General features: G+C 36.8%; 23 protein-coding genes. 21 read left to right on the top strand and 2 right to left on the bottom strand.

All coding sequences use genetic code 11. The annotated features are described in order from the left end of the window. The first annotated feature begins 130 nt into the window (after window positions 1-130). The 7 genes from A5821_RS07905 (at window position 131) to recN (ending at window position 6,704) form a co-directional block, all read left to right on the top strand. Window positions 131-976: a bifunctional methylenetetrahydrofolate dehydrogenase/methenyltetrahydrofolate cyclohydrolase gene (locus A5821_RS07905; protein ID WP_086314019.1), complete on the top strand. Its 846-nt coding sequence runs from the start codon at window positions 131-133 to the stop codon at window positions 974-976. Between the two features lie 9 nt (window positions 977-985). Further along, entirely contained in the window at window positions 986-2,329 is a 1,344-nt protein-coding gene (xseA, locus tag A5821_RS07900) for an exodeoxyribonuclease VII large subunit (RefSeq protein ID WP_086314018.1), read from the top strand. Between the two features lie 4 nt (window positions 2,330-2,333). Next, entirely contained in the window at window positions 2,334-2,573 is a 240-nt protein-coding gene (locus A5821_RS07895) for an exodeoxyribonuclease VII small subunit (protein WP_086314017.1), read from the top strand. After that, window positions 2,573-3,463, top strand: coding sequence for a polyprenyl synthetase family protein (locus A5821_RS07890; protein WP_086314016.1), 891 nt, complete (start codon window positions 2,573-2,575; stop codon window positions 3,461-3,463). The genes A5821_RS07895 and A5821_RS07890 overlap by 1 nt, the downstream gene beginning before the upstream one ends. Window positions 3,464-3,476: 13 nt before the next feature. Next, on the top strand, window positions 3,477-4,292 hold the full coding sequence (locus A5821_RS07885) for a TlyA family RNA methyltransferase (protein ID WP_086314015.1): 816 nt from the start codon (window positions 3,477-3,479) through the stop codon (window positions 4,290-4,292). Between the two features lie 253 nt (window positions 4,293-4,545). Then, window positions 4,546-4,995, top strand: a complete 450-nt coding sequence (locus A5821_RS07880) for an arginine repressor (protein ID WP_086314014.1) — start codon at window positions 4,546-4,548, stop codon at window positions 4,993-4,995. Between the two features lie 17 nt (window positions 4,996-5,012). Then, window positions 5,013-6,704 (top strand): DNA repair protein RecN, encoded by a 1,692-nt coding sequence (gene recN / locus A5821_RS07875; RefSeq protein ID WP_086314013.1) that lies wholly within the window; start codon window positions 5,013-5,015, stop codon window positions 6,702-6,704. Window positions 6,705-6,848: 144 nt separating this feature from the next. On the opposite strand, the gene A5821_RS07870 is transcribed toward recN, so the two are convergent. Then, window positions 6,849-6,962 (bottom strand): DUF4044 domain-containing protein, encoded by a 114-nt coding sequence (locus tag A5821_RS07870; protein ID WP_071868151.1) that lies wholly within the window; start codon window positions 6,960-6,962, stop codon window positions 6,849-6,851. A gap of 71 nt (window positions 6,963-7,033) precedes the next feature. Further along, a complete protein-coding gene (locus A5821_RS07865) occupies window positions 7,034-7,990 on the bottom strand; it encodes a magnesium transporter CorA family protein (protein WP_086314012.1) in 957 nt (318 codons plus the stop codon). Between the two features lie 185 nt (window positions 7,991-8,175). On the opposite strand from A5821_RS07865, the gene A5821_RS07860 reads away from it, so the two are divergent. The 14 genes from A5821_RS07860 (at window position 8,176) to A5821_RS07795 (ending at window position 21,589) form a co-directional block, all read left to right on the top strand. Next, window positions 8,176-8,547, top strand: coding sequence for a DUF3397 domain-containing protein (locus tag A5821_RS07860; protein ID WP_010764034.1), 372 nt, complete (start codon window positions 8,176-8,178; stop codon window positions 8,545-8,547). Window positions 8,548-8,829: 282 nt separating this feature from the next. Next, window positions 8,830-9,261, top strand: coding sequence for a division/cell wall cluster transcriptional repressor MraZ (gene mraZ / locus A5821_RS07855; protein WP_010762855.1), 432 nt, complete (start codon window positions 8,830-8,832; stop codon window positions 9,259-9,261). Between the two features lie 13 nt (window positions 9,262-9,274). Beyond that, the gene (gene rsmH / locus A5821_RS07850) at window positions 9,275-10,234 is read left to right on the top strand and encodes a 16S rRNA (cytosine(1402)-N(4))-methyltransferase RsmH (RefSeq protein ID WP_170922973.1); all 960 of its coding nucleotides are present in this window, start codon (window positions 9,275-9,277) and stop codon (window positions 10,232-10,234) included. 16 nt (window positions 10,235-10,250) lie between these two features. Beyond that, on the top strand, window positions 10,251-10,652 hold the full coding sequence (ftsL, locus tag A5821_RS07845) for a cell division protein FtsL (protein ID WP_086314011.1): 402 nt from the start codon (window positions 10,251-10,253) through the stop codon (window positions 10,650-10,652). Further along, window positions 10,653-12,533, top strand: a complete 1,881-nt coding sequence (locus tag A5821_RS07840) for a peptidoglycan D,D-transpeptidase FtsI family protein (protein ID WP_086314010.1) — start codon at window positions 10,653-10,655, stop codon at window positions 12,531-12,533. Window positions 12,534-12,592: 59 nt separating this feature from the next. Further along, a complete protein-coding gene (mraY, locus tag A5821_RS07835; protein WP_086314009.1) occupies window positions 12,593-13,558 on the top strand; it encodes a phospho-N-acetylmuramoyl-pentapeptide-transferase in 966 nt (321 codons plus the stop codon). Between the two features lie 151 nt (window positions 13,559-13,709). Beyond that, window positions 13,710-15,080: a UDP-N-acetylmuramoyl-L-alanine--D-glutamate ligase gene (gene murD / locus A5821_RS07830; protein WP_086314008.1), complete on the top strand. Its 1,371-nt coding sequence runs from the start codon at window positions 13,710-13,712 to the stop codon at window positions 15,078-15,080. A 7-nt stretch (window positions 15,081-15,087) separates the two neighbouring features. Continuing rightward, window positions 15,088-16,179 (top strand): undecaprenyldiphospho-muramoylpentapeptide beta-N-acetylglucosaminyltransferase, encoded by a 1,092-nt coding sequence (gene murG / locus A5821_RS07825; protein ID WP_086314007.1) that lies wholly within the window; start codon window positions 15,088-15,090, stop codon window positions 16,177-16,179. Window positions 16,180-16,272: 93 nt separating this feature from the next. Continuing rightward, complete coding sequence (locus A5821_RS07820) at window positions 16,273-17,232, top strand: cell division protein FtsQ/DivIB (RefSeq protein WP_086314006.1); 960 nt, start codon at window positions 16,273-16,275, stop codon at window positions 17,230-17,232. Between the two features lie 162 nt (window positions 17,233-17,394). Further along, the gene (gene ftsA, locus A5821_RS07815) at window positions 17,395-18,717 is read left to right on the top strand and encodes a cell division protein FtsA (protein WP_086314005.1); all 1,323 of its coding nucleotides are present in this window, start codon (window positions 17,395-17,397) and stop codon (window positions 18,715-18,717) included. A 26-nt stretch (window positions 18,718-18,743) separates the two neighbouring features. After that, entirely contained in the window at window positions 18,744-19,994 is a 1,251-nt protein-coding gene (gene ftsZ, locus A5821_RS07810; RefSeq protein WP_086314004.1) for a cell division protein FtsZ, read from the top strand. A 15-nt stretch (window positions 19,995-20,009) separates the two neighbouring features. Next, a complete protein-coding gene (locus tag A5821_RS07805; protein ID WP_086314003.1) occupies window positions 20,010-20,687 on the top strand; it encodes a YggS family pyridoxal phosphate-dependent enzyme in 678 nt (225 codons plus the stop codon). A gap of 13 nt (window positions 20,688-20,700) precedes the next feature. Then, on the top strand, window positions 20,701-21,309 hold the full coding sequence (locus tag A5821_RS07800) for a cell division protein SepF (RefSeq protein WP_086314002.1): 609 nt from the start codon (window positions 20,701-20,703) through the stop codon (window positions 21,307-21,309). 10 nt (window positions 21,310-21,319) lie between these two features. Continuing rightward, entirely contained in the window at window positions 21,320-21,589 is a 270-nt protein-coding gene (locus tag A5821_RS07795) for a YggT family protein (RefSeq protein WP_249921845.1), read from the top strand. The last annotated feature ends 16 nt before the right edge of the window (window positions 21,590-21,605 follow it).

The raw sequence follows: 21,605 nt of genomic DNA, 5'->3' as shown, positions 1-21,605 counted from the left end.
ATACTTGGCGACCAAAGGGAGAGAAGTTTTATTGCTATACAATTCAAGGAGATAAGGATTATAGAGTGTTAAGACTAGCTGAATTATGCTAAAATAAAAGAATACAAACAAAAAATGAGGAGTGATCTTAATGGGAGAGTTAATCAATGGCCGCGAACTAGCAGATAAAATGCAGGCGCAAATCAAAGAAGAAGTGCAAGAACTTGAAAAAAAAGGTATCCGTCCTGGTTTAGTTGTTTTATTAGTGGGTGAAAATCCAGCAAGTCAAACATATGTAAAAAACAAAGATTTAGCTGCGGCTAAGATTGGTATTCGCTCGAAAATAGAACGTCTGCCTGAAACGATTTCAGAAGCAGATCTTTTAGCTGTGATCGAACAATATAATCAAGATCCAGACTACCACGGAATACTAGTTCAATTACCGTTGCCAAAACACATTGATGAAGAAAAAGTATTATTGGCTGTTGATCCTAAAAAAGATGTTGATGGTTTTCACCCAATGAACATGGGACAATTATTCATTGGTGAGCCGACGATGATCCCATGTACTCCGTATGGTATTATGAAAATGTTTGAAGCGTATGATATCGATCTAGAAGGCAAACGTGCCGTTGTGATCGGTCGAAGTAATATAGTTGGAAAACCAATGGCACAGCTTTTAATGATGAAAAATGCGACAGTTACGATTGCTCACTCAAGAACTGTAGATCTACCAGCGGTTGCTAGAGAAGCAGATATTTTAGTTGTTGCAATTGGCCGTGGCCACTTTGTGACAAAAGAATTTGTTAAACCAGGTGCAGTTGTGATCGACGTTGGCATGAATCGAGATGAGAATGGCAAGTTGATCGGTGATGTGAAATTTGATGAAGTGTCACCTATTGCAAGTTTTATCACGCCGGTACCCAAAGGCGTTGGCCCAATGACGATCACGATGTTGATGTACCAAACAGTAGAGGCCGCTAAAAAACAAAAGTAAGGTGAGAAGATGGAGCAGCAATATTTAACAGTTACTGCCTTAACCAAATATTTAAAACGCAAATTTGATGCTGATCCATACTTGGAACGGGTTTATTTGACGGGAGAAATTTCTAATTTTCGTCTACGTCCGAACGCTCATCAGTATTTTAGTTTAAAAGATGATGGCGCAAAGATTTCGGCAATCATGTTTAAATCGGCTTTCCAAAAGCTTAAATTTCAACCAAAAGAAGGTATGAAAGTACTGTTGGTTGGGCGGGTGTCGTTATACGAAAGCGGAGGTTCTTACCAAATTTATGTAGAACACATGGAACCTGATGGCGTTGGTGCGTTATACCAAGCATTGGCGGAGTTACGTGAAAAACTAGGGAAAGAAGGGTTATTTGAAGGCCCTAAAAAAATATTACCGAGATATCCGAAACGGATTGCAGTTGTTACCAGCCCTAGCGGGGCGGTTATCCGCGATATCATTACAACTGTAAAACGAAGATACCCTATCGCGCAACTAGTGCTATTTCCAACGTTAGTACAAGGAGATCAGGCAGCTGATGACATTGTCCGCAATATTCAGCGTATTGAAGAATTGGGGACATTCGATACAATGATCATTGGTCGCGGTGGCGGCTCGATCGAAGATTTGTGGCCATTTAATGAAGAACGAGTTGCTAGAGCAATTTATGAAGCGAAAACGCCAGTGATTTCTTCAGTTGGACATGAGACGGATGTGACGATTGCTGATATGGTTGCCGATGTCAGAGCGGCGACACCGACCGCAGCAGCTGAATTAGCCGTCCCTGTATTGAATGAAGAGCTTTTAAAGATTCAAGAACGGCAAACGCGTTTAGAGCAAAGCTTTCTCTATCAACTACAACAAAAAAATGACCGTTATCAACGTTTGAAAAATTCTTATGTATTTAAACAGCCAAATCGCCTATATGAGGGGCAAACAATTAAATTAGATCGAATTACGCAGCGTTTGATACAATCTATGGAAACTGTTTATCACCACAAACAACGGTCCGCCCAAGAGATCATCGCGCAATTTAGACAACAAACCCCGCAAGGTCAAATCAGAGAAGGGCAGCAACAACTGAAGTTTTTGAACAAATCTCTTCATGATCGAATGGAACAATATATGAAAGATAAAGAAAAACGATTTACTTCTGCTGTTCAACAATTAGATTTGTTGAGCCCTTTAAAAATTATGGGTCGTGGGTATAGTTATACCACGAAAGAGCAACAAGTAATCAAATCAGTCAACGAACTGAAATCTAAAGACAAAATTCAAATCCATTATGTAGATGGTGTAGTAGATACGGTGATCGACAAAATATCACCTGCTGAAGAGGAGTAAAAAGATGGCCAAAGAAAAAGCAGTCGAAAAAACATTTGAAGAATCATTAACTGAGTTAGAGGAAATAGTTCAGCGTTTAGAGCGTGGAGATGTCCCCTTAGAAGAAGCCTTAGCCGCTTTTCAAGAAGGGATGGTTTTAAGCAAGCAGTGTCAAGATACGTTAGAAAAAGCTGAAAAGACACTGACAAAAGTCATGACAGAAAATAATCAAGAAGTCGCTTTTGAAGAAAGTGAGGAAAATTGATGGAAGCTTTCAATGATTTTCGTAAGCAGAGTTTGCCGCTTATTGAAAAAGAAATGGAAAATTTTATCAATGAATATACTGCAAATGACCACTTAAAAACGGCGATGTTATACTCCATTCATGCGGGAGGCAAACGATTTCGTCCACTTTTAGTATTAGCTGTGATTCGTTCCTTTAATAAAAAAGTACAGATTCATGATTACCAAGTCGCTGCAGCTTTAGAAATGATACACACATATTCGTTGATTCATGATGATCTGCCAGCAATGGATGATGACGACCTACGTCGTGGTAAAGCAACCAATCATAAAGTATTTGGTGAAGCACATGCGATTTTAGCTGGCGATGGGTTACTTACCGCCGCTTTTCAATTAATCGCTATTAGTCAAATTGAGTCGAACCAAAAAGTTTTGTTGATTCAGTTGCTGAGTAAAGCGGCAGGTACCCAAGGAATGGTTGCAGGACAGGCAGGAGATTTACAGGGAGAAGAGCGCTCATTATCCTTAAATGAGTTGGCGGATGTCCATGAAAAGAAGACGGGAGCCTTGATTGAGTTTGCGCTTTTAGCTGGTGGGATTTTAGCAGAACAACCAAAAGAAGTCGTTGACTTATTGGGTAGATTTGCGCAGCATTTAGGTTTAGCTTTTCAAATCAAAGACGATTTGCTGGATGCAACTAGTTCAGAAGAAGAATTAGGGAAGCAAGTTGGTCGAGATGAAGTTTTAAACAAGAGCACTTATCCAAGTTTACTTGGATTAGACGGCGCAAAACAAGCACTGGACGAACAATTAGAAAAAGGGCGCAGTACCCTAGAAACAATAAAACAGACAAGCTCGGAATTTCATTTGGAATTATTACTAGAATTATTAGAACAATTGCAGTTAGGATAGAAAGAAGGCACTTATGAAAAAAGAGCGCGTAGATATTTTAGCGTTTACCCAAGGATTATTTGAAACAAGAGAAAAAGCCAAACGTGCAGTGATGGCTGGACTAGTTTACAACGATAAAAATGAACGATTGGACAAGCCAGGAGAAAAAATTTTGCTTGAGACGCCTTTGCATGTAAAAGGGCAGACACTAGCCTATGTTTCTCGCGGTGGTTTGAAGTTGGAGAAAGCTCTGGAAGTTTTTGAAATTGATGTAACGGATAAAACCATGCTGGATATTGGAGCATCTACTGGAGGATTTACAGATGTTGCTCTACAAAATGGCGCTCGCTTGAGCTATGCGCTAGATGTTGGTTACAATCAATTAGCGTGGAAGATTCGTCAAGATGAACGAGTAGTTGTGATGGAACGGACGAATTTTAGATACAGTAAGCCAGAGGATTTTCAAGAAGGTATTCCAGATATTGCAACGATCGATGTCTCATTTATTTCTTTGAAATTGATTTTACCCCCGTTGCATGAAATTTTAAAAACTGGTGGTAAAGTAGTCGCTTTGATTAAACCCCAATTTGAAGCAGGTAAAGAGTTAGTCGGCAAAAAAGGGATCGTTCGTGAACCTGAGACCCATAAATTTGTTTTAAAGGATATTCTGTCTTTTGCACAAGGACATGGGTATTCAGTCAGCGGATTGGATTATTCACCTATTACTGGTGGAGAAGGAAATATCGAATTTTTAGCTTATTTAACTTCACGAGATGGCTCAGAAATTCAAGATCTTACAACAGAGATCAACACAGTTGTTGAAGCGGCTCACAAGAAATTGAAAAGCTAATTTATAAGATATATCAGTCAATAAAAGACGTAATCAGTAAGATTGAGAGAAAGCGCCCAGCGTTTTATTTCAGTCTTATTTTTTATACTTCCAAAATGAATAAAAATACGCTATGATAAAATGGAAATGAATCGATAAAAGTGTTTTTTTTCATGACGACGTATGGGTGTAGAAAAGCTGACACTACCTTAAAACTCTAGTGCTGAAAGACTAAGAGTTGCAAAATGGATCGGTAAAAGAAGGAGAAACTATTATGAGGAAAAAAGATCGGCATCGTCTGATTACTCGTTTATTAGCTGATAAAAATATCCAGAAACAAGAAGACTTTGTTACTTACCTGCAAGAAAAAGGAATAGAAGTGACACAAGCAACGATTTCTCGAGATATCAAAGAGATGAAACTGATTAAAGTACCGTCCATAGATGGTGGCTATCGTTATAGTATTCCGGCAGAAACAAAGGAAGATACGTCTGTAAAATTAGAAAAGCTAATGAAAGATGCTTTTGTTTCGGTTGATCAAATGGAAAAGCAAGTTATTTTGCGTACTATACCAGGGAACGCTGCGGCAGCATCGAATTTAATAGAGAAGCACTATAAAGAGATCGTCTTTGCAGCACTCAATGACGATGATAGTGTATTGATCATTGCTCGCACTGAAAAAGATGCTGAATTTTTAAAAAATGAATTTTTCCGCTATTTATAAAATCGAGGTGAATAAGGATGCTGCAAGAACTTTCTGTTAATAATTTTGCGATCATATCTTCTTTACAATTAGAATTTCAGATGGGAATGACTGTTCTAACTGGAGAAACCGGTGCTGGGAAATCAATTATTATTGATGCGATGGGATTATTGACGGGTGGTCGAGGATCGAGTGATTACATTCGTCAAGGCGCTTCTAAATGTACTTTGGAAGGTCTTTTCACAATGCCGAAAAATCAAGAATTAGTTAATATTCTGGAAGAATTAGGGATTGAGACAGATGAAGAATCAATTGTGATTCAGCGAGATATCTCAACCTCAGGTAAGAATGTCTGTCGAGTTAATGGCAGAATCATCAATATCGCAAATTTACGAAAAATCGGTGAATTTTTAGTAGATATCCACGGTCAGAACGAACATCAAGAATTGATGCAGAGTGAGAAACACTTAGGGATGTTGGATGATTTTGGTGGCAAAGAGCTATTTAAGATAAAAGAGCAGTATGAAGGGATTTACTCAGAATATCGCTTGATTGAAAAAAAGGTTAGAAATAGACAGAAAAATGAAAAAGAATTTGCGCAACGAATGGATATGTTGCAGTTTCAAAGTGATGAGATTGCTACAGCTGAACTTGTTTTAGGTGAAGAAGAGCAATTGATCGAAGAACGAAATAAGCTAGGGAATTTCCAAAAAATTGCGGATGCTTTAGCTGCGAGCTATGAAGCAGTCAATGGGGATGGCGACAGCAGTTTAGACAAGATTGGTTATGCGATGAATGAATTACTATCGATCGAGATGCTTGATCCAGAATATAAAGCGATATCGGAAGCCGTTCAAAATAGTTATTATCTGTTACAAGAAGCTAGTGGCGATTTATCTCGACACATCGATAGTTTAGAATTAGATGAAAACCGATTGAACGAAGTGGAAACTAGACTGGAACTTATTCGGCAGATGAAAAGAAAGTATGGCGAATCGATTGAATCTATTCTTGATTACTATCAGGAAATCACACAAGAATTAGCTGATGCTGATTTTTTGGAAGGTCGAACTGGTGAGTTAGAAACGCTATTAGTCGAAAAGAAAAATCAAGTCATTGAAAAAGGGTTGCAATTACGAGAAATCAGAAAAAAAATTGCTAAAAAACTGGAAAAAAACATCTTAAAAGAATTAAAAGAATTGTATATGGAGCGGACGGAATTTGATATCCGTTTTACAGAATTACCAGAGGAACAGTTCACAGAAGAAGGCCTGGAGCAAGTTGAATTTTATATCACAACGAATCCAGGAGAACCGTTAAAACCTCTTGTAAGAGTAGCTTCGGGTGGAGAACTATCACGTGTGATGTTGGCATTGAAAACAATTTTTTCTAAATCACAAGGAATTACTAGTATTGTTTTTGATGAAGTGGATACTGGGGTCAGTGGGCGAGTTGCACAAGCAATCGCAGATAAAATCTATCAGATTTCTGAAGATTCACAAGTGCTATGTATCACGCATCTCCCTCAAGTAGCAGCTGTGGCAGATTATCAATATTTTATCGAAAAAGAAATTATTGGTGAGCGAACAGAAACGAAAGTTAGAAGACTGAAAGAAGACGAACGAGTAGCAGAAATTGCCCGTATGCTATCAGGTAGTGAGATTACTAAGTTGACGGTCGAACATGCAAAAGAATTATTGAATATGGCTGGAAACGAACGTAGAGGCTAGCGAAAATAAAAAACTCTTTATTGAAGCATACTAAGAGAAGTAGCTGGATAAAGAGTTTTTTTGTTGATCTAAAAATTAGTCAAAAAAAGGGAGAAGCAAGGGTGTTAGACACTTAGCTTACTCCTCCATAGTTTATTTAGTTGATTATCTTAAACTCATTATAGCAGTCAGTATTGTTGAGCCGGCAATGGCGATTAGCATCAACCAAACAACGACTTTAGTGACTTTAGAAAACGTGCTTGTCTTTTTATCGTTCATTGATTATACACATCCTTATTCTTTACTTTCTCCATTCTACATCCTTTTGTTAAAATCAGCAACAAGAAATTTTACAAAAGGTTTCGTTTTTTTAGCCGTCGAATCACAAAAATACAGGTTGCGGTCGTAACGATAAAGATCCAGAAAAAGGCATCTTCTCGATTAGCGAAAGGTAATTTTACATTCATACCAAAGATCCCGCCAATAATCGTAGGGATTGTTAGAACGATCGTTAGAGAAGTTAAGATTTTCATTACATTGTTCAGGTTATTAGAAACAATTGCTGAGAAGGTATCGCTAACTTTATCAACAAGTTTGAGCTGAATTTTAGTAGTTGTTGCGGCTTGCTTTGTTTCTACCAAAATATCATGGAGTCGTGGTAGGTGAGCTCTAGGGTCTGTAAAGATCCTGGCGTTGTATAGCATATTTAGAACCTCTAAATTAGAATTTATGGCAGACTCAAAATAGACTAAACTTTTTTGAATATCCATCATTTGATATAGTTGACTATTTTCGGTTGAAACTTTTAATTCACCTTCGAGTTTATTCGTTTGTTTGATTAGTTCTTTTAAAAAACGGTTGTAACAGGTTGATATTTGCCATGATAAATATAGGATCAAAGTTTCTTGGATAGGTAAGTCACTATCGGGGACAGCTTGGGTAAAGATTTGTTTTAAGAAATCAGCTGAATTATTGATAACTGTGATCACTTTTCCATCTGTCGTTAAAATAATCGCGAATGGGAACGTATCTAGCTGCGTATACCCACTAGGACTGATTGTTGCGTGAGGATATTGAAGTAGCATCAAAGCAGGTTGTTCTAAAGTGTTTTGATGCAACCCTTCAAATCGAGAATTTTCGTTATCATCCAGTACACCTGTGATATAATCTTTAGGGAGTTTATAGGTCGTGACTAATTGGTTGATTTCTTCTTCAGTTGGTTTTTCTACAGAGAGCCAGACTGTTTCATCTGTGTCAGTTTGAGAAGGAACCAACATACCCTGTTCTATTTTTAAATAATTGATCAAAATGCCACCTCATTTTTTTAATAAAGCTACTCAATTCTATTATAATAGAGTCGGAGTGTTTTTGGGAAGGAAAGCTCTTTTTATTTGGTATTATTTAGGCACGAACTTTTAAACGAAATGAAACATCAGTGTAAAGAAAATAAAGTATAGTTAACACAATGTGTTACGAAAGGAATTGTTAGGAAATGGTGTCGTTTTCAGTCATTATGCTTTTTTGGTATGTTTTTCCAGTTATTGTCTTATTTGCGTGTAATTTTATTATCTCAACGTTTTCGTTGACAGAGCGTTTTAAGGTGAAAGCGCCGGATATTTCAATTCCATTTTTATTCATAGGACTAAATGAATTGTCAAAAGATAGTTATGGGCAATCGATTGTTCCCTACATGGTTATTTCAGTTTTACTCTTAGGGATTTGCGTAGCAGTATTTCAAGCATATTATTATGGCGAGATCTTATATGGTAGATATTTTAAGATGTTTTGGCGCTTAGTGTTTCTTTTGAGCTTAATTTTATATGCAGTACTGATTTTACTGAATATTGTTCATTACTTTTCATAAAAATTGAAATGGTGGAGGAGTGGATCCCCTCCACTTTGTCCCACCATTTTATTTTGTAATATTTTTATGAGAAATTCAACATAAAAATTAGGGATGAAAATCCTTTGAAAGTCAACTATATAGGTATTGATACCGCTTTTTTAGAAAAAGAGTGTCATCTTGAAATATTACAAACTTTTTAAATAACCATTAAAAGAAGGAAGATTTACTGTTTTTGGTGGTAGAAAGTGGCGGGATGTGGTAGACTGTTTCTATCAAGTGGAAAAGTGGGGAAAATTGGCTATGTTTATGGGTGAATTTCAACATAATATAGATGCCAAAGGCCGACTCATCGTACCTGCTAAATTTCGTGACCAATTAGGTGAGAAGTTTGTAGTGACTAGGGGAATGGATGGCTGTTTATTTGGTTATCCAATGTCCGAATGGGAACAACTAGAGGAAAAATTAAAAGAAATGCCTCTAGCTAAGAAGGATGCCCGTACATTTGTCCGCTTTTTTTACTCGGCTGCTACAGAATGTGAGATCGATAAACAAGGCAGAATCAATATCCCTGCTGCGCTTAGAACACATGGTAGTTTAGAAAAAGCCTGTGTGATCATCGGTGTTTCAAATCGAATCGAGATTTGGGATGAAGCTCGCTGGCAAGAATTTTCTACAGAAGCAGAAGAGAATTTTGATGAAATTGCAGAAACAATGATTGATTTTGGTTTTTAGAAAGAGGAGCATTATGACGGAAGATTTTCAGCACTATACTGTTTTATTAAAAGAGACAGTTGACGGCTTACATGTGAAAGAAGATGGTATTTACGTCGATTGCACATTGGGCGGCGCAGGTCATAGTGAGTATCTACTCTCGCAACTTGGCGAACAAGGACATTTATATGCGTTCGATCAAGACCAAAAAGCATTGGATTTCGCAGCACAACGATTAAAAAAATATATTGATCGAGGTATGGTGACCTTTATCAAGTCGAATTTTCGACATTTAAAACAAGAATTAGCGAATCAAGAGATTTATCATGTCGATGGTATTTTATACGACTTAGGTGTTTCTTCTCCTCAGCTAGATGAAGCTGAACGTGGATTTAGCTATCACCAAGATGCACCGTTAGATATGCGGATGGATCAAGAAGCAGAATTATCTGCTTACGATGTAGTAAATGACTACAGTTATCATGAATTAGTGAAAATTTTCTTCCGTTACGGCGAAGAAAAATTCTCCAAACAAGTTGCTAGAGAAATCGAACGAGTACGTGTTAAGGCACCGATCGAGACAACTGGGGAACTAGTCGAAATTATTAAAGCAGCAATTCCAGCGCCGGCTAGACGTAAAGGCGGACACCCAGCAAAACGGATTTTCCAAGCAATTCGAATTGCAGTCAACGATGAACTGGGTGTTGTAGAAGAATCTCTGGAACAAGCGATTTCCTTATTAAATAAAAATGGTCGTATCAGTGTGATTACTTTTCATTCACTAGAAGATCGAATTGTAAAAAGCATGTTTAAAGAATATAGTACGATGCAGGATTTACCACCTGGACTACCAGTAGTTCCAGAGGAGTTTCAACCAGAATTAAAAGTAATTACAAGAAAGCCGATTTTACCAGGTGAGACTGAATTGGCTGAGAATAATCGCTCACGAAGTGCAAAATTAAGAATTGCCGAAAAAGTTAAATTAAATTTATAAAGAAAGGGGTAACGACATGGCTGAGTTAAAAAAAGTGGAAGATTTTCAATACGATGTTCCAGTAATGGATGAACCAGTCATTGGTCCAGAAAATGAACCTAAAGTTCAACGAAATATAGACCTACCCCAATCTCCGAAAAGGAAGTTGAGAAATATCTCACTTTTAGAAAAGACTATCGGCTTTTTATTGTTAGTAGCGATTATTGGAATAGCGATTCTCACCATTCAAGTACGTACATCTATTACACAAATGACCAACCAAATTACTGAGACGCAAGCAACGATCCAAGAAAAAGAAGAAGCAGCTTTGAAATTAGAACAACAAAAAAATGAATTATCAAAAGCGGACCGCATCAAGGATGTTGCAAAAAAAGAAGGCCTTTCTGATAACATTGAAAATATAAGGAAAGTGAAATAAATGAGCATAAAAAATAAAATAAAGAATTTTGTCAAAAAGAAGAACTTAAATCCAATGAACAATCGTAAAAAAGTAGGCATTATTTTATTTGCTACGAGTATTGGATTGTTCTTTTTATTTGCCTTTAGATTAACGTATATTGTTGCTGTAGGAAAAGTTGCAGGAGTATCTTTGCCTGAAAAAACAGCGAATCTGTATCAAGGCAGTAGCGTCGTCAAAGCTAAAAGGGGTGCGATTTTGGACCGAAATGGAGTTGTGATTGCAGAAGATGCAACTTCCTATTCTGTTTACGCTATTTTGTCAGAAACCTATTTAGGTGAAGAAAATAAAAAGCTTTACGCACAGAAAAAAGATTTTGATGCATTAGCAGAAATCTTGGATAGAAACACAGAGTTGTCCAAAGATGAAGCGTTGAAATATTTGAATGGTGGCGTAAATGAAGATGGTTCAGTCAAGTTTCAAGTTGAATTTGGGATTAAAGGGAAAAATATTACATTAGAAACCAGACAAAAAATCGAAGACGAATTAAAGAAAAACAAGGTTGCAGGACTTTATTTTGAAGGACATCCAGCTAGGATTTATCCAAATGGCGTTTTTGCGTCTCATTTTATCGGCTATACTGATGCTGCTGATGCAGAGGATGATTCAAAAGGTTTAGTCGGAAAAATGGGTATAGAAAAATCATATAATGATATCTTAAAAGGACAAGACGGCAAGATTGATTATGAAAAAGATGTGTATGGAAATCCTTTACCTGGAACAGTTGCGAATGAAAAAAAAGCTGTTGATGGAAAAGATATTTACACGACGATAGATAGTCGCATACAAAGTCAGCTGGAATCATTGTTAGATCCCGTTGTTGAAGCATACAAGCCAGAAGATATGACAGCGATGCTAATGAAAGCAAAAACGGGTGAGATACTTGCTATGTCGCAACGTCCATCTTTCAATCCTGAAACAAAAGAAGGGTTAGGTAAAGATACTGTTTGGCGTAATATATTAGTGGAAGATAAATTTGAGCCAGGTTCTACTATGAAACTATTTACATCTGCAGCAGCCATGCAAGAAGGGAAATTTAATCCTAATGCAACATTTGCATATCCAGCTGGCGGTTATGTATTAGATGATCGAACAGTAAATGACCATGACTTTGGTGCAGTTGGACCTTTGACATTCAGACAAGCAATCTCTTGGTCTAGTAATGTTGGGATGCTTACGTTAGAGCAATCTATGGATCCTTCTGGTCAAGTTTGGAAAAAATATTTAGAAAAGTTTGGTTTTGGAAAATCAACAAAATCAGGATTAGCTGGTGAATCTGCTGGGGAACTTCCAGAAGATAACTGGGTCGATATAGCGATGTCATCATTTGGACAAGCGATCTCTGTAACGAATTTTCAAATGATGCAAGCTTATACAGCGATTGCCAATGATGGTTCAATGATCAAGCCGCAATATATTAGTAAGATCGTAGATAAAAATACTGGTGAAGAAAAAGTAACACAACCTGAAAAAGTGGGTCAACCAATAATAACGCCACAAGCAGCAAGTGATATTCGGACATATATGATCGATACAGTAGAAGATCCTAATTACGGTATTGCATATGATGTATATAAAGTCCCAGGCTATCATGTAGCAGCTAAAACAGGGACTGCTCAAATCACTGGAGAAAATGGTTATATGGCTGGGCTAACGGATTATACTTATTCTGTTGTAGAAATGGTGCCAGCTGATAATCCAGAGTATATTTTATATCTTACAATGAAAAAACCTCAAACTTATACAAGAGAGGCTCTTGCAAAAATTGCTAATCCATTGATGAAAGTTGTAATGGATTCAATGGATAGTGAATCAAACACAGTAGTGGAACCTGCTAAATAATGATTAAAATAGAAATGAAAAAGTAAATCAATACGAGTAGAATAATTAGGAGAGATATCATGGAGTGGACACAGATTTTTATTCCCATAGTATGTAGTTTTGCTATAACGGTGGCGGTGATGCCGATGTTTATCGGGTACTTCCAAATGAAGAAACAAGGACAAACAACGCGTGAAGATGGCCCCACTTGGCACAATGTGAAAACAGGAACGCCAACGATGGGTGGTTTAGTTTTTCTAGTTGCAAGTTTTATCACCTCATTATTAGTGGGATTATGGAAACAAGAACTCACTCCGTCTTTACTGATTATTTTATTCATCTTAGTCCTTTATGGATTATTAGGATTTTTGGATGATTTTATCAAAGTATTTAAAAAAAGAAATATGGGATTGAATTCCCGTCAGAAATTGATTGGTCAAATCATTGGCGGGTTAGTATTTTATTTTGTTTATCGTTCAGAAGGTTTGCCTGATACACTAGATTTATTTGGCGTGGTTACGTTGCCATTAGGAATTTTTTATGGCGTATTCGTCATTTTTTGGTTGGTTGGATTTTCAAATGCGGTGAATCTAACGGATGGTATTGATGGATTGGTCGCAGGATTGGGGACGATTTCGTTTGGTACATATGCAATCATTGCTTGGAAACAGCAACAATTTGATGTAGTGATTATCTGTTTAAGCGTGATTGGTGGCTTGTTAGGATTCTTTCCTTACAATAAAAAACCAGCTAAAATTTTTATGGGAGATGTCGGTTCACTTGCCCTAGGTGGTTTGTTGGCAGCAATTTCTATTATATTACGTCAAGAGTGGACATTGTTGTTGATCGGACTTGTTTATGTATGTGAAACAGCCAGTGTTATTTTGCAAGTTGCTTCATTTAAATTATTCGGTAAACGAATTTTTAAAATGTCACCGATCCATCATCATTTTGAAATGTGTGGCTGGTCTGAGTGGAAGATAGATATCATTTTCTGGCTGACTGGAGCAATTTGTTCAGCTATCACATTATGGATTATTTTTTAAAGAAGTAGGCAGGGATCTAGCGTCAAGAAGCAACTCTTAGGAAAGTAGATAATTTTGAATTGGGACTGAAAATCGTTCCATTTAAAAATTCCTAACTTTCTACAGAGTTAACCGCTTCTTTCAGCTTTTCTAACGATAAGGAGAATTTATAATGAAAAAAATTACAGATTATGAAAACAAAAAAGTCCTTGTTCTTGGACTGGCTAGAAGTGGTGTTAGTGCTGCAAAACTGTTGCATGAGCTAGGTGCGTTGGTGACAGTCAATGACTTTAAACAATTTGATCAAAACCCGGAAGCCCAAGATTTATTAACCTTGGGTATTCGTGTTGTTACAGGTGGGCATCCAATTGAGCTTTTAGATGAAGATTTTTCTTTGATTGTAAAAAATCCGGGAATCCCCTATACGAATCCTCTAGTAGAGAAAGCACTAAGTATGAATTTACCTGTTCTTACTGAAGTTGAGTTGGCTTATCAAATTGCTGAATGTCCGATTATCGGTATTACAGGAACAAATGGTAAAACAACGACCACTACAATGATTGGGCTACTTTTAAATGCTGATCGCAAAAATGGTACTGCACGTTTAGCGGGGAATATTGGCTATCCTGCCAGTGAAGTTGCTAAGGATGCTAATACAGCGGATGATATTGTTATGGAATTATCAAGTTTTCAATTGATGGGAATTCAAATGTTTCGCCCTCAAATCGCTGTTATTACTAATATTTATGAAGCACATATTGACTATCATGGTTCAAGAAAAGAATATGTAAAAGCGAAGTGGGCAATCCAAAGAAATATGCAGGAAAATGATTTTCTTGTTTTAAATTGGAACCAACAAGAACTGCAAGAATTAAGCAAAACAACGAAAGCTACAATTATTCCATTTTCAACGAAAGAAAAAGTTGCAGGTGCGTATCTTACAGATGGGGAAATTTACTACAAAGACGAATATATCATGTTAGCAACAGAATTGGGTGTTCCTGGTAACCATAATATTGAAAATGCATTAGCAGCAATCTCTGTCGCTAAATTAAAGGGCATTTCAGCAGATATTATTAGAAAAACATTGATGGTTTTTACTGGAGTACCTCATCGTACGCAATATGTGGGAGAAGTAGCAGGACGGAAGTTTTACAATGACTCAAAAGCAACCAATATACTAGCAACAGAGATGGCTCTGGGCGGTTTCGATCCTTCATCACTCATTTTATTGGCTGGTGGTTTAGATCGTGGAAATAGTTTTGATGAATTAGTCCCTTCACTAAAAGGAATAAAAGCGGTCGTTCTTTTTGGAGAAACAAAAGATAAACTGCACAAAGCGGCAGTAAAAGCAGGGGTCAAAACCATCCAATTGACAGAGAATGTCCAAACGGCTGTAAGTGATGCCTATGATTTTTCTGAAAAAAATGATACTATTCTATTATCGCCTGCTTGCGCAAGTTGGGATCAATATCCTAATTTTGAACTGCGCGGAGAGGCATTTATCCAAGCGATGCACCAGCTAAAAGACATAGAAAAGTGAGATAATTATGAAGATATTAATAACTGGCGGCGGAACAGGTGGACATATCTATCCAGCTTTAGCCTTTGTTAACTATGTAAAACAAGTCGATCCTAGTACTGAATTTATGTATGTAGGAACACAAATCGGTCTGGAAAGCCAAATTGTCCCAAAATATAATATTCCATTTAAGACGATTAAAATCCAAGGATTTCGTCGATCACTTAGTCCACAGAATATAAAAACAGTTTACCTTTTCCTAAACAGTATTGGAAAAGCTAAAAAAATTATTAAAGATTTTCAACCAGATGTTGTGATTGGAACAGGTGGTTATGTTTCCGGATCAGTTGTCTATGCGGCTAAGCAGTTGAAAATTCCAACAATTATTCATGAGCAAAATAGTATACCTGGAATGACGAATAAGTTTTTAAGTAAATATGCGACAAAAGTAGCTGTTTGTTTTCCAGATGTTGCTGAATATTTTCCTAAAGAAAAGGTCGTTTTAACAGGAAATCCACGAGCTCAAGAAGTTGTAATGATCAAAAAATCAGATGTTTTAAAAGAATATGGATTAGATCCGGAAAAGAAAACAGTGGTGATTTTTGGTGGAAGTCGGGGTGCACTGAAAATAAATCAAGCTTTTATTGAAGCATTCCCCATTTTTGAGCAAAGAAATTATCAGGTTCTTTATGCTTCTGGAGAGCGGTATTATAAAGAATTGCAAGAAACACTAAATCTTTCCGAAAAAAAATTGACAAACATAAGCATTCAGCCTTATATTGATAAAATGGCTGAGGTTCTAGCTGCAGCTGATTTAATGGTTGGTCGTGCAGGAGCAACCTCTATTGCAGAATTTACGGCATTAGGCTTGCCAGCGATTTTAATTCCAAGTCCATATGTCACAAATGATCATCAAACAAAGAATGCTCAAAGCTTAGTTAAATCAGGAGCAGTTGAAATGATTGCGGATCAAGAACTTACTGGGCTCAAATTAGCAACAGAGATCGATGCGATTTTATTGGATGAAACTCGTCATCAATCAATGGCGGAAGCTTCTAAAAAAGAAGGCATTCCAGATGCTGGTGAACGACTTTACAAAGTGGTAAAAGAAATAACGTGATAGGGGGTGTAGAAGATTAGTAAGAAAAAAGAGGACTCAGGGGGTCAAGAAGACCAAAAAGTAGATGCGACTGAACAAATAGACGAACAGAATTTGACCCCGTGGCAAAAAGAAAACTTAGAGTATTTAAAAACGCAAGGCGATCAGCCAGTATGGAATCCTTCCGTAATATCTAATGAAAATACAGAGCAAGAATCTGAGGAAGATGAAGAAGCTGAAGCAGACGACTCACATTCCGAAGAAACTGAAACAGAAGAAAAACAAAAGAAAACTTACGAATCTTTTGCAGACCGCTTACCAAAGATAAAAAAAATACGAAATAAACGATTGTATCGACGATTGACTTTGATTATTTCCGTATTTTTTATTGCAATATTGATTGTACTTTATTTTGTTTCTCCACTTAGTAAGTTAGGGAATGTCAGTGTAACAGGAAGTAAATCTGTTGATAGTGAAAAAATCATTGCCCAATCTAAACTAGAAAAAGGCAAGAGTTTATGGGAACAATTTGGCGATAGAAAGATTTATGAAGAAAAAATCAAGCGCCAAATACCGCGCGTAAAACAAGCAAGCATTTCGTTGAATGGAATCAACTCATTTAATATAAAAATTGAAGAATATAAAGTAGTTGCTTTAGAATCTGTAAATAATATTTTTCATCCTATTCTAGAAAATGGGAAAATTTTGCCAGAAGAAATGAATGCGCCTGTAAGCGGTATGCCAGTTTTCAAAAATTTTAAAGATCAGTCGATCATTAAAAGCTTAATGAATTCTTATAATAAATTGCCAGATGATTTAAAGCAAAATATATCAGAAATTCGCTATGCACCATCTAAGGCAAATAAAGAATTGATTAATCTCCACATGAAAGATGCCAACGAAGTAATCGTCAATATTTCACAATTAGAGGAGAAAATGGCGTATTATAGTAAGGTTGCAAGTCAAATGGAGAAGTCAGGAATCATCGATATGGAAGTCGGGATTTTCTCATATCCTTTTAATAATGGGGAAACTGAGGAAAGCATTGAAGAATCTTCGCAAGCGCTAGAATAAAGTTAAGAAAAATAAAAGAATAAAATAGTAGAATCTGCTTTCTAAAAAGCCTAGTTTTATGGTAAAATTGAAAGAAGTGAGTATTCATAAAAAAATATATATTTAAACGGGCGTTTTATGCCCGCTTACATATTGGAATTAATAGGAGGAGGAACCCCATTCATGGCAAAGACAGGAATGTATGTAGGCCTTGATATCGGTACAACATCAGTGAAAGTTGTAGTAGCTGAGTTTATCGAAGGTCAAATGAATATCATCGGCGTAGGAAACGCAAAATCTGATGGATTAAATCGAGGGATCATTGTCGATATCGATAAAACAGTAAATGCGATTCAAAGAGCAGTAAGACAAGCAGAAGAAAAAGCGGGAATTCAAATTAAAAGTGTGAATGTGGGGTTACCAGCAAACTTACTTGAAGTTGAAAGTTGCCAAGGAATGATCGCTGTAAGTAGTGAGTCAAAAGAAATCACTGATGAAGATGTACGAAACGTAGCATCGGCAGCACTGGTTCGTTCAACTCCTCCTGAACGTCAAATCGTAGCAATCTTGCCTCAAGAATTTACAGTAGATGGATTTGAAGGAATCAAAGATCCTAGAGGAATGATCGGCGTTCGTTTAGAAATGTTTGGAGTAGTTTTCACTGGACCCAAAACAATCATTCACAATACTAGAAAATGTGTTGAAAAAGCTGGCTTAACAGTCAATGAATTAGTTATTATGCCATTAGCATTAACTGAAACAGTTCTTTCAGATGGGGAAAAAGATTTTGGTACGATCGTTATTGATATGGGCGGCGGACAAACAACAACCTCAGTGATGCATGATAAACAATTGAAATTCACTCATGTGAACCAAGAAGGTGGCGAGTTTGTCACTAAAGATGTCTCTATTGTATTAAATACATCATTCAATAATGCTGAAGCGTTGAAGATCAATTATGGTGATGCTTATCCTGAAAGAACATCAGTCAGTGAAGAGTTTCCTGTTGATGTGATCGGTAAGTCTGAACCTGTAAAAGTTGATGAACGTTATCTTTCAGAAGTAATTGAAGCCAGAGTAGAACAAATCTTTAAAAAATCTAAAGAAGTATTAGACGAAATTGATGCTTTAGAGCTTCCAGGCGGAGTAATCTTAACTGGTGGCGGGGCAAGCCTTCCAGGTGTTGTTGATTTAGCACAAGAAATCTTTGATGCAAGCGTAAAATTATACGTACCTAATCATATGGGGTTACGTAACCCAGTATTTACAAATGTGATTAGCATTGTAGAATATTCTGCGCAGCTAAATGACATTTACCATATTGCTAAAGGTGCGATTCCAGGTGAGAAGATCAAATCATCACAGCCAATCGCAGTTCAGCAAGAGGTGCAGTACGATACTTATACAGAAACACCTCAAGATAATTACGACGATTCTGAAATACATGAATCTGGTGAAAAAGTTACTGGCAAAATCAAAGACTTCTTCTCAAACATTTTTGACTAACAATTAAAACAGGAGGAAACGATACTATGGAATTTTCTTTAGATAATAACATTAACAATGGCGCTGTCATCAAAGTTATCGGTGTAGGCGGTGGCGGCGGCAACGCTGTTAACCGTATGATCGATGAAAACGTCAAAGGCGTTGAATTCATCGCTGCAAATACAGATGTACAAGCTCTTAAAAACTCAAAAGCTGAAACAGTGATCCAACTTGGACCTAAATATACTCGTGGTTTGGGAGCAGGTTCTCAACCAGAAGTTGGTCAAAAAGCTGCAGAAGAAAGCGAACAAGTTATTTCAGACGCTTTACAAGGAGCAGATATGATTTTTATCACTGCTGGTATGGGCGGAGGAACAGGAACGGGTGCTGCTCCTGTAGTTGCTAAAATCGCCAAAGAATTAGGCGCATTAACAGTAGGTGTTGTTACAAGACCATTTAGCTTTGAAGGACCAAAACGCGGACGCTTTGCGGCAGAAGGTATTGCTCTTTTGAAAGAAAATGTTGATACATTACTGATTATTTCAAACAACCGTCTATTAGAAGTTGTTGATAAGAAGACACCAATGCTTGAAGCATTCCGTGAAGCTGACAATGTATTACGTCAAGGAGTACAAGGTATTTCAGATTTGATCACAGCTCCAGGGTATGTTAACTTGGACTTTGCTGATGTGAAGACAGTTATGGAAAACCAAGGAACTGCATTGATGGGAATCGGTGTTGCAAGCGGTGAAGACCGTGTGATCGAAGCAACTAAGAAAGCTATTTCTTCTCCATTATTAGAAACATCTATTGATGGTGCAGAACAAGTATTATTAAATATCACTGGTGGCTTAGATATGACATTATTTGAAGCACAAGACGCTTCTGATATCGTAACAAGCGCTGCAACAGGTGATGTAAATATTATTTTAGGTACTTCAATCAATGAAGATCTAGGCGATGAGATCCGTGTCACTGTTATTGCGACAGGAATCGATCCTTCTAAAAAAGATCGTAAACCTCAACGTCAAAATAGACCTACTCAAATCCAAACGGTTCAACAAGCACCAGTATTGGATATGGAACAATCAAAACCATCACAACCGCAACCTCAAGAAGAGACAAGCGCTTTTGGTGATTGGGATATCCGTCGTGAACAAAACGTACGACCTAAAGTCGAAGATACAACATTTGAAAATGTTGAGAAAAAAGATTTTGAAACATTTCATCGTGAAGAGCCATCACAAAATAATGACGATGAATTAAACACACCACCATTTTTCCGCAGAAAAAGATAGGAGCGATTTTTGATCATGCTAGTTGATAACTTAGAAAAAATAAATCAAGAAATTCAGCTAGCATGCCAAAAAGCAGAGCGATCAGAAAATGATATAACGATGATTGCCGTGACTAAATCAGTGGAAAAAGACACTGCCAAGAAGCTTGCTGAACTTGGTATTGAGAATATGGCTGAGAACCGAGTCGATAAATTATTAGAGAAAAAAATGGTACTGAAAAATTTTTCATCTATTAAGTGGCATTTGATTGGTAATTTACAGCGTAGGAAGGTAAAATCAATAATAAATGAGATAGATTATTTTCACGCTTTAGATAGTTTAAAATTAGCAGAGGAAATCCAAAAACGAGCAGAGAAGCAAATTTCCTGTTTTGTTGAGGTGAATATCACTGGTGAAGAAAGTAAACACGGATTCAAATCAGATGAAGTAATTGATTTTATTGAACAATTAGCATCATTTGATAGAATCAAAGTCGTAGGTTTGATGACTATGGCTCCGTTAAATGCTTCTGAACAAGTTCTTCACAATGTGTTTTCTCAGTTAAAAAAACTACAGTTAGCAATAAATAATCAGCATCTGTCATATGCACCATGTACAGAGCTTAGCATGGGAATGAGTAATGATTTCCCAATTGCTATTGAAGAAGGTGCAACTTTTGTACGAATCGGAACAGCAATTTTCAGAGGTGCGTAAAGGAGGGGAATCTATGTCAATTTTTAGTAAAAATGCGTTATCGAGCTTTTTTGGATTATCTGGTGAAGATGAATATGATAATTATGATGAATACGAAGAGCAAAAGGTAGTGAATCAACAGCCAAGACAGACGGTTCGACAAACACAAGCACAGGTACCACCAAGACCGACTGCAACTGAGCCTTTAACCGAAAAGCCATCTGCTCGTTATCGTTCAACAGAAACGCATCAAGATAAGAAAGAAAGCCGTCAGGAAACAGCATTTAATGAGCAAAAGGTTGTCTCCATGCGTAGTTCTAATAACTCAAATTCTAAACGTTCGCAAGATACACATAATTCAGGCAAACCAGGTAAAATTACAATAATTGAGCCACGAGTTTATTCTGAAGCGATGAATATTGCAAAACATATTATTGCAAGTGATGCTGTGTTGATTAATTTTCATTTAGTTGAAGAAAATCAAGCAAGAAGAATTGTGGACTTTCTTACAGGAACTGTTTACGCATTAGATGGAGACATTCAACGTGTAGGAGATGAAATTTTTCTTTGTACACCATCAAACATAGAAATCGATAGTGCTACTGCACAATCGTTAGCTAAGAAACAAATGTTTGATTTTTAGTTAGGAGGTAATGAGTATCGCTCTATTTATATTTCTATTATATACAGGTGTTCGAATTTATTCAGGCGTTTTAATTATATATGCATTATTATCTTGGTTTCCAGGAGCGTATGATTCTATGTTTGGCCGTTTGATTTCAAGAATTTCTGAACCTTATCTAAGCCTATTTGATCGATTAAACTTGAACATAGGTATGATTGGTTTTAATGTTATGATTGCCATCATTGTGCTGAATCTAGCTGCAAGTGGACTAGGACGAATTTTACAATCAATTATGTAATAATAAAAGAAAGGAT

Origin of the sequence: Enterococcus sp. 7F3_DIV0205, assembly GCF_002141365.2 — a bacterium.
In the GTDB taxonomy this organism is placed as follows: Bacteria; Bacillota; Bacilli; order Lactobacillales; family Enterococcaceae; genus Enterococcus_L; species Enterococcus_L palustris.
Note: the sequence above shows the minus strand (reverse complement) of the source record. Positions and strands in the feature narration are given on the sequence as shown.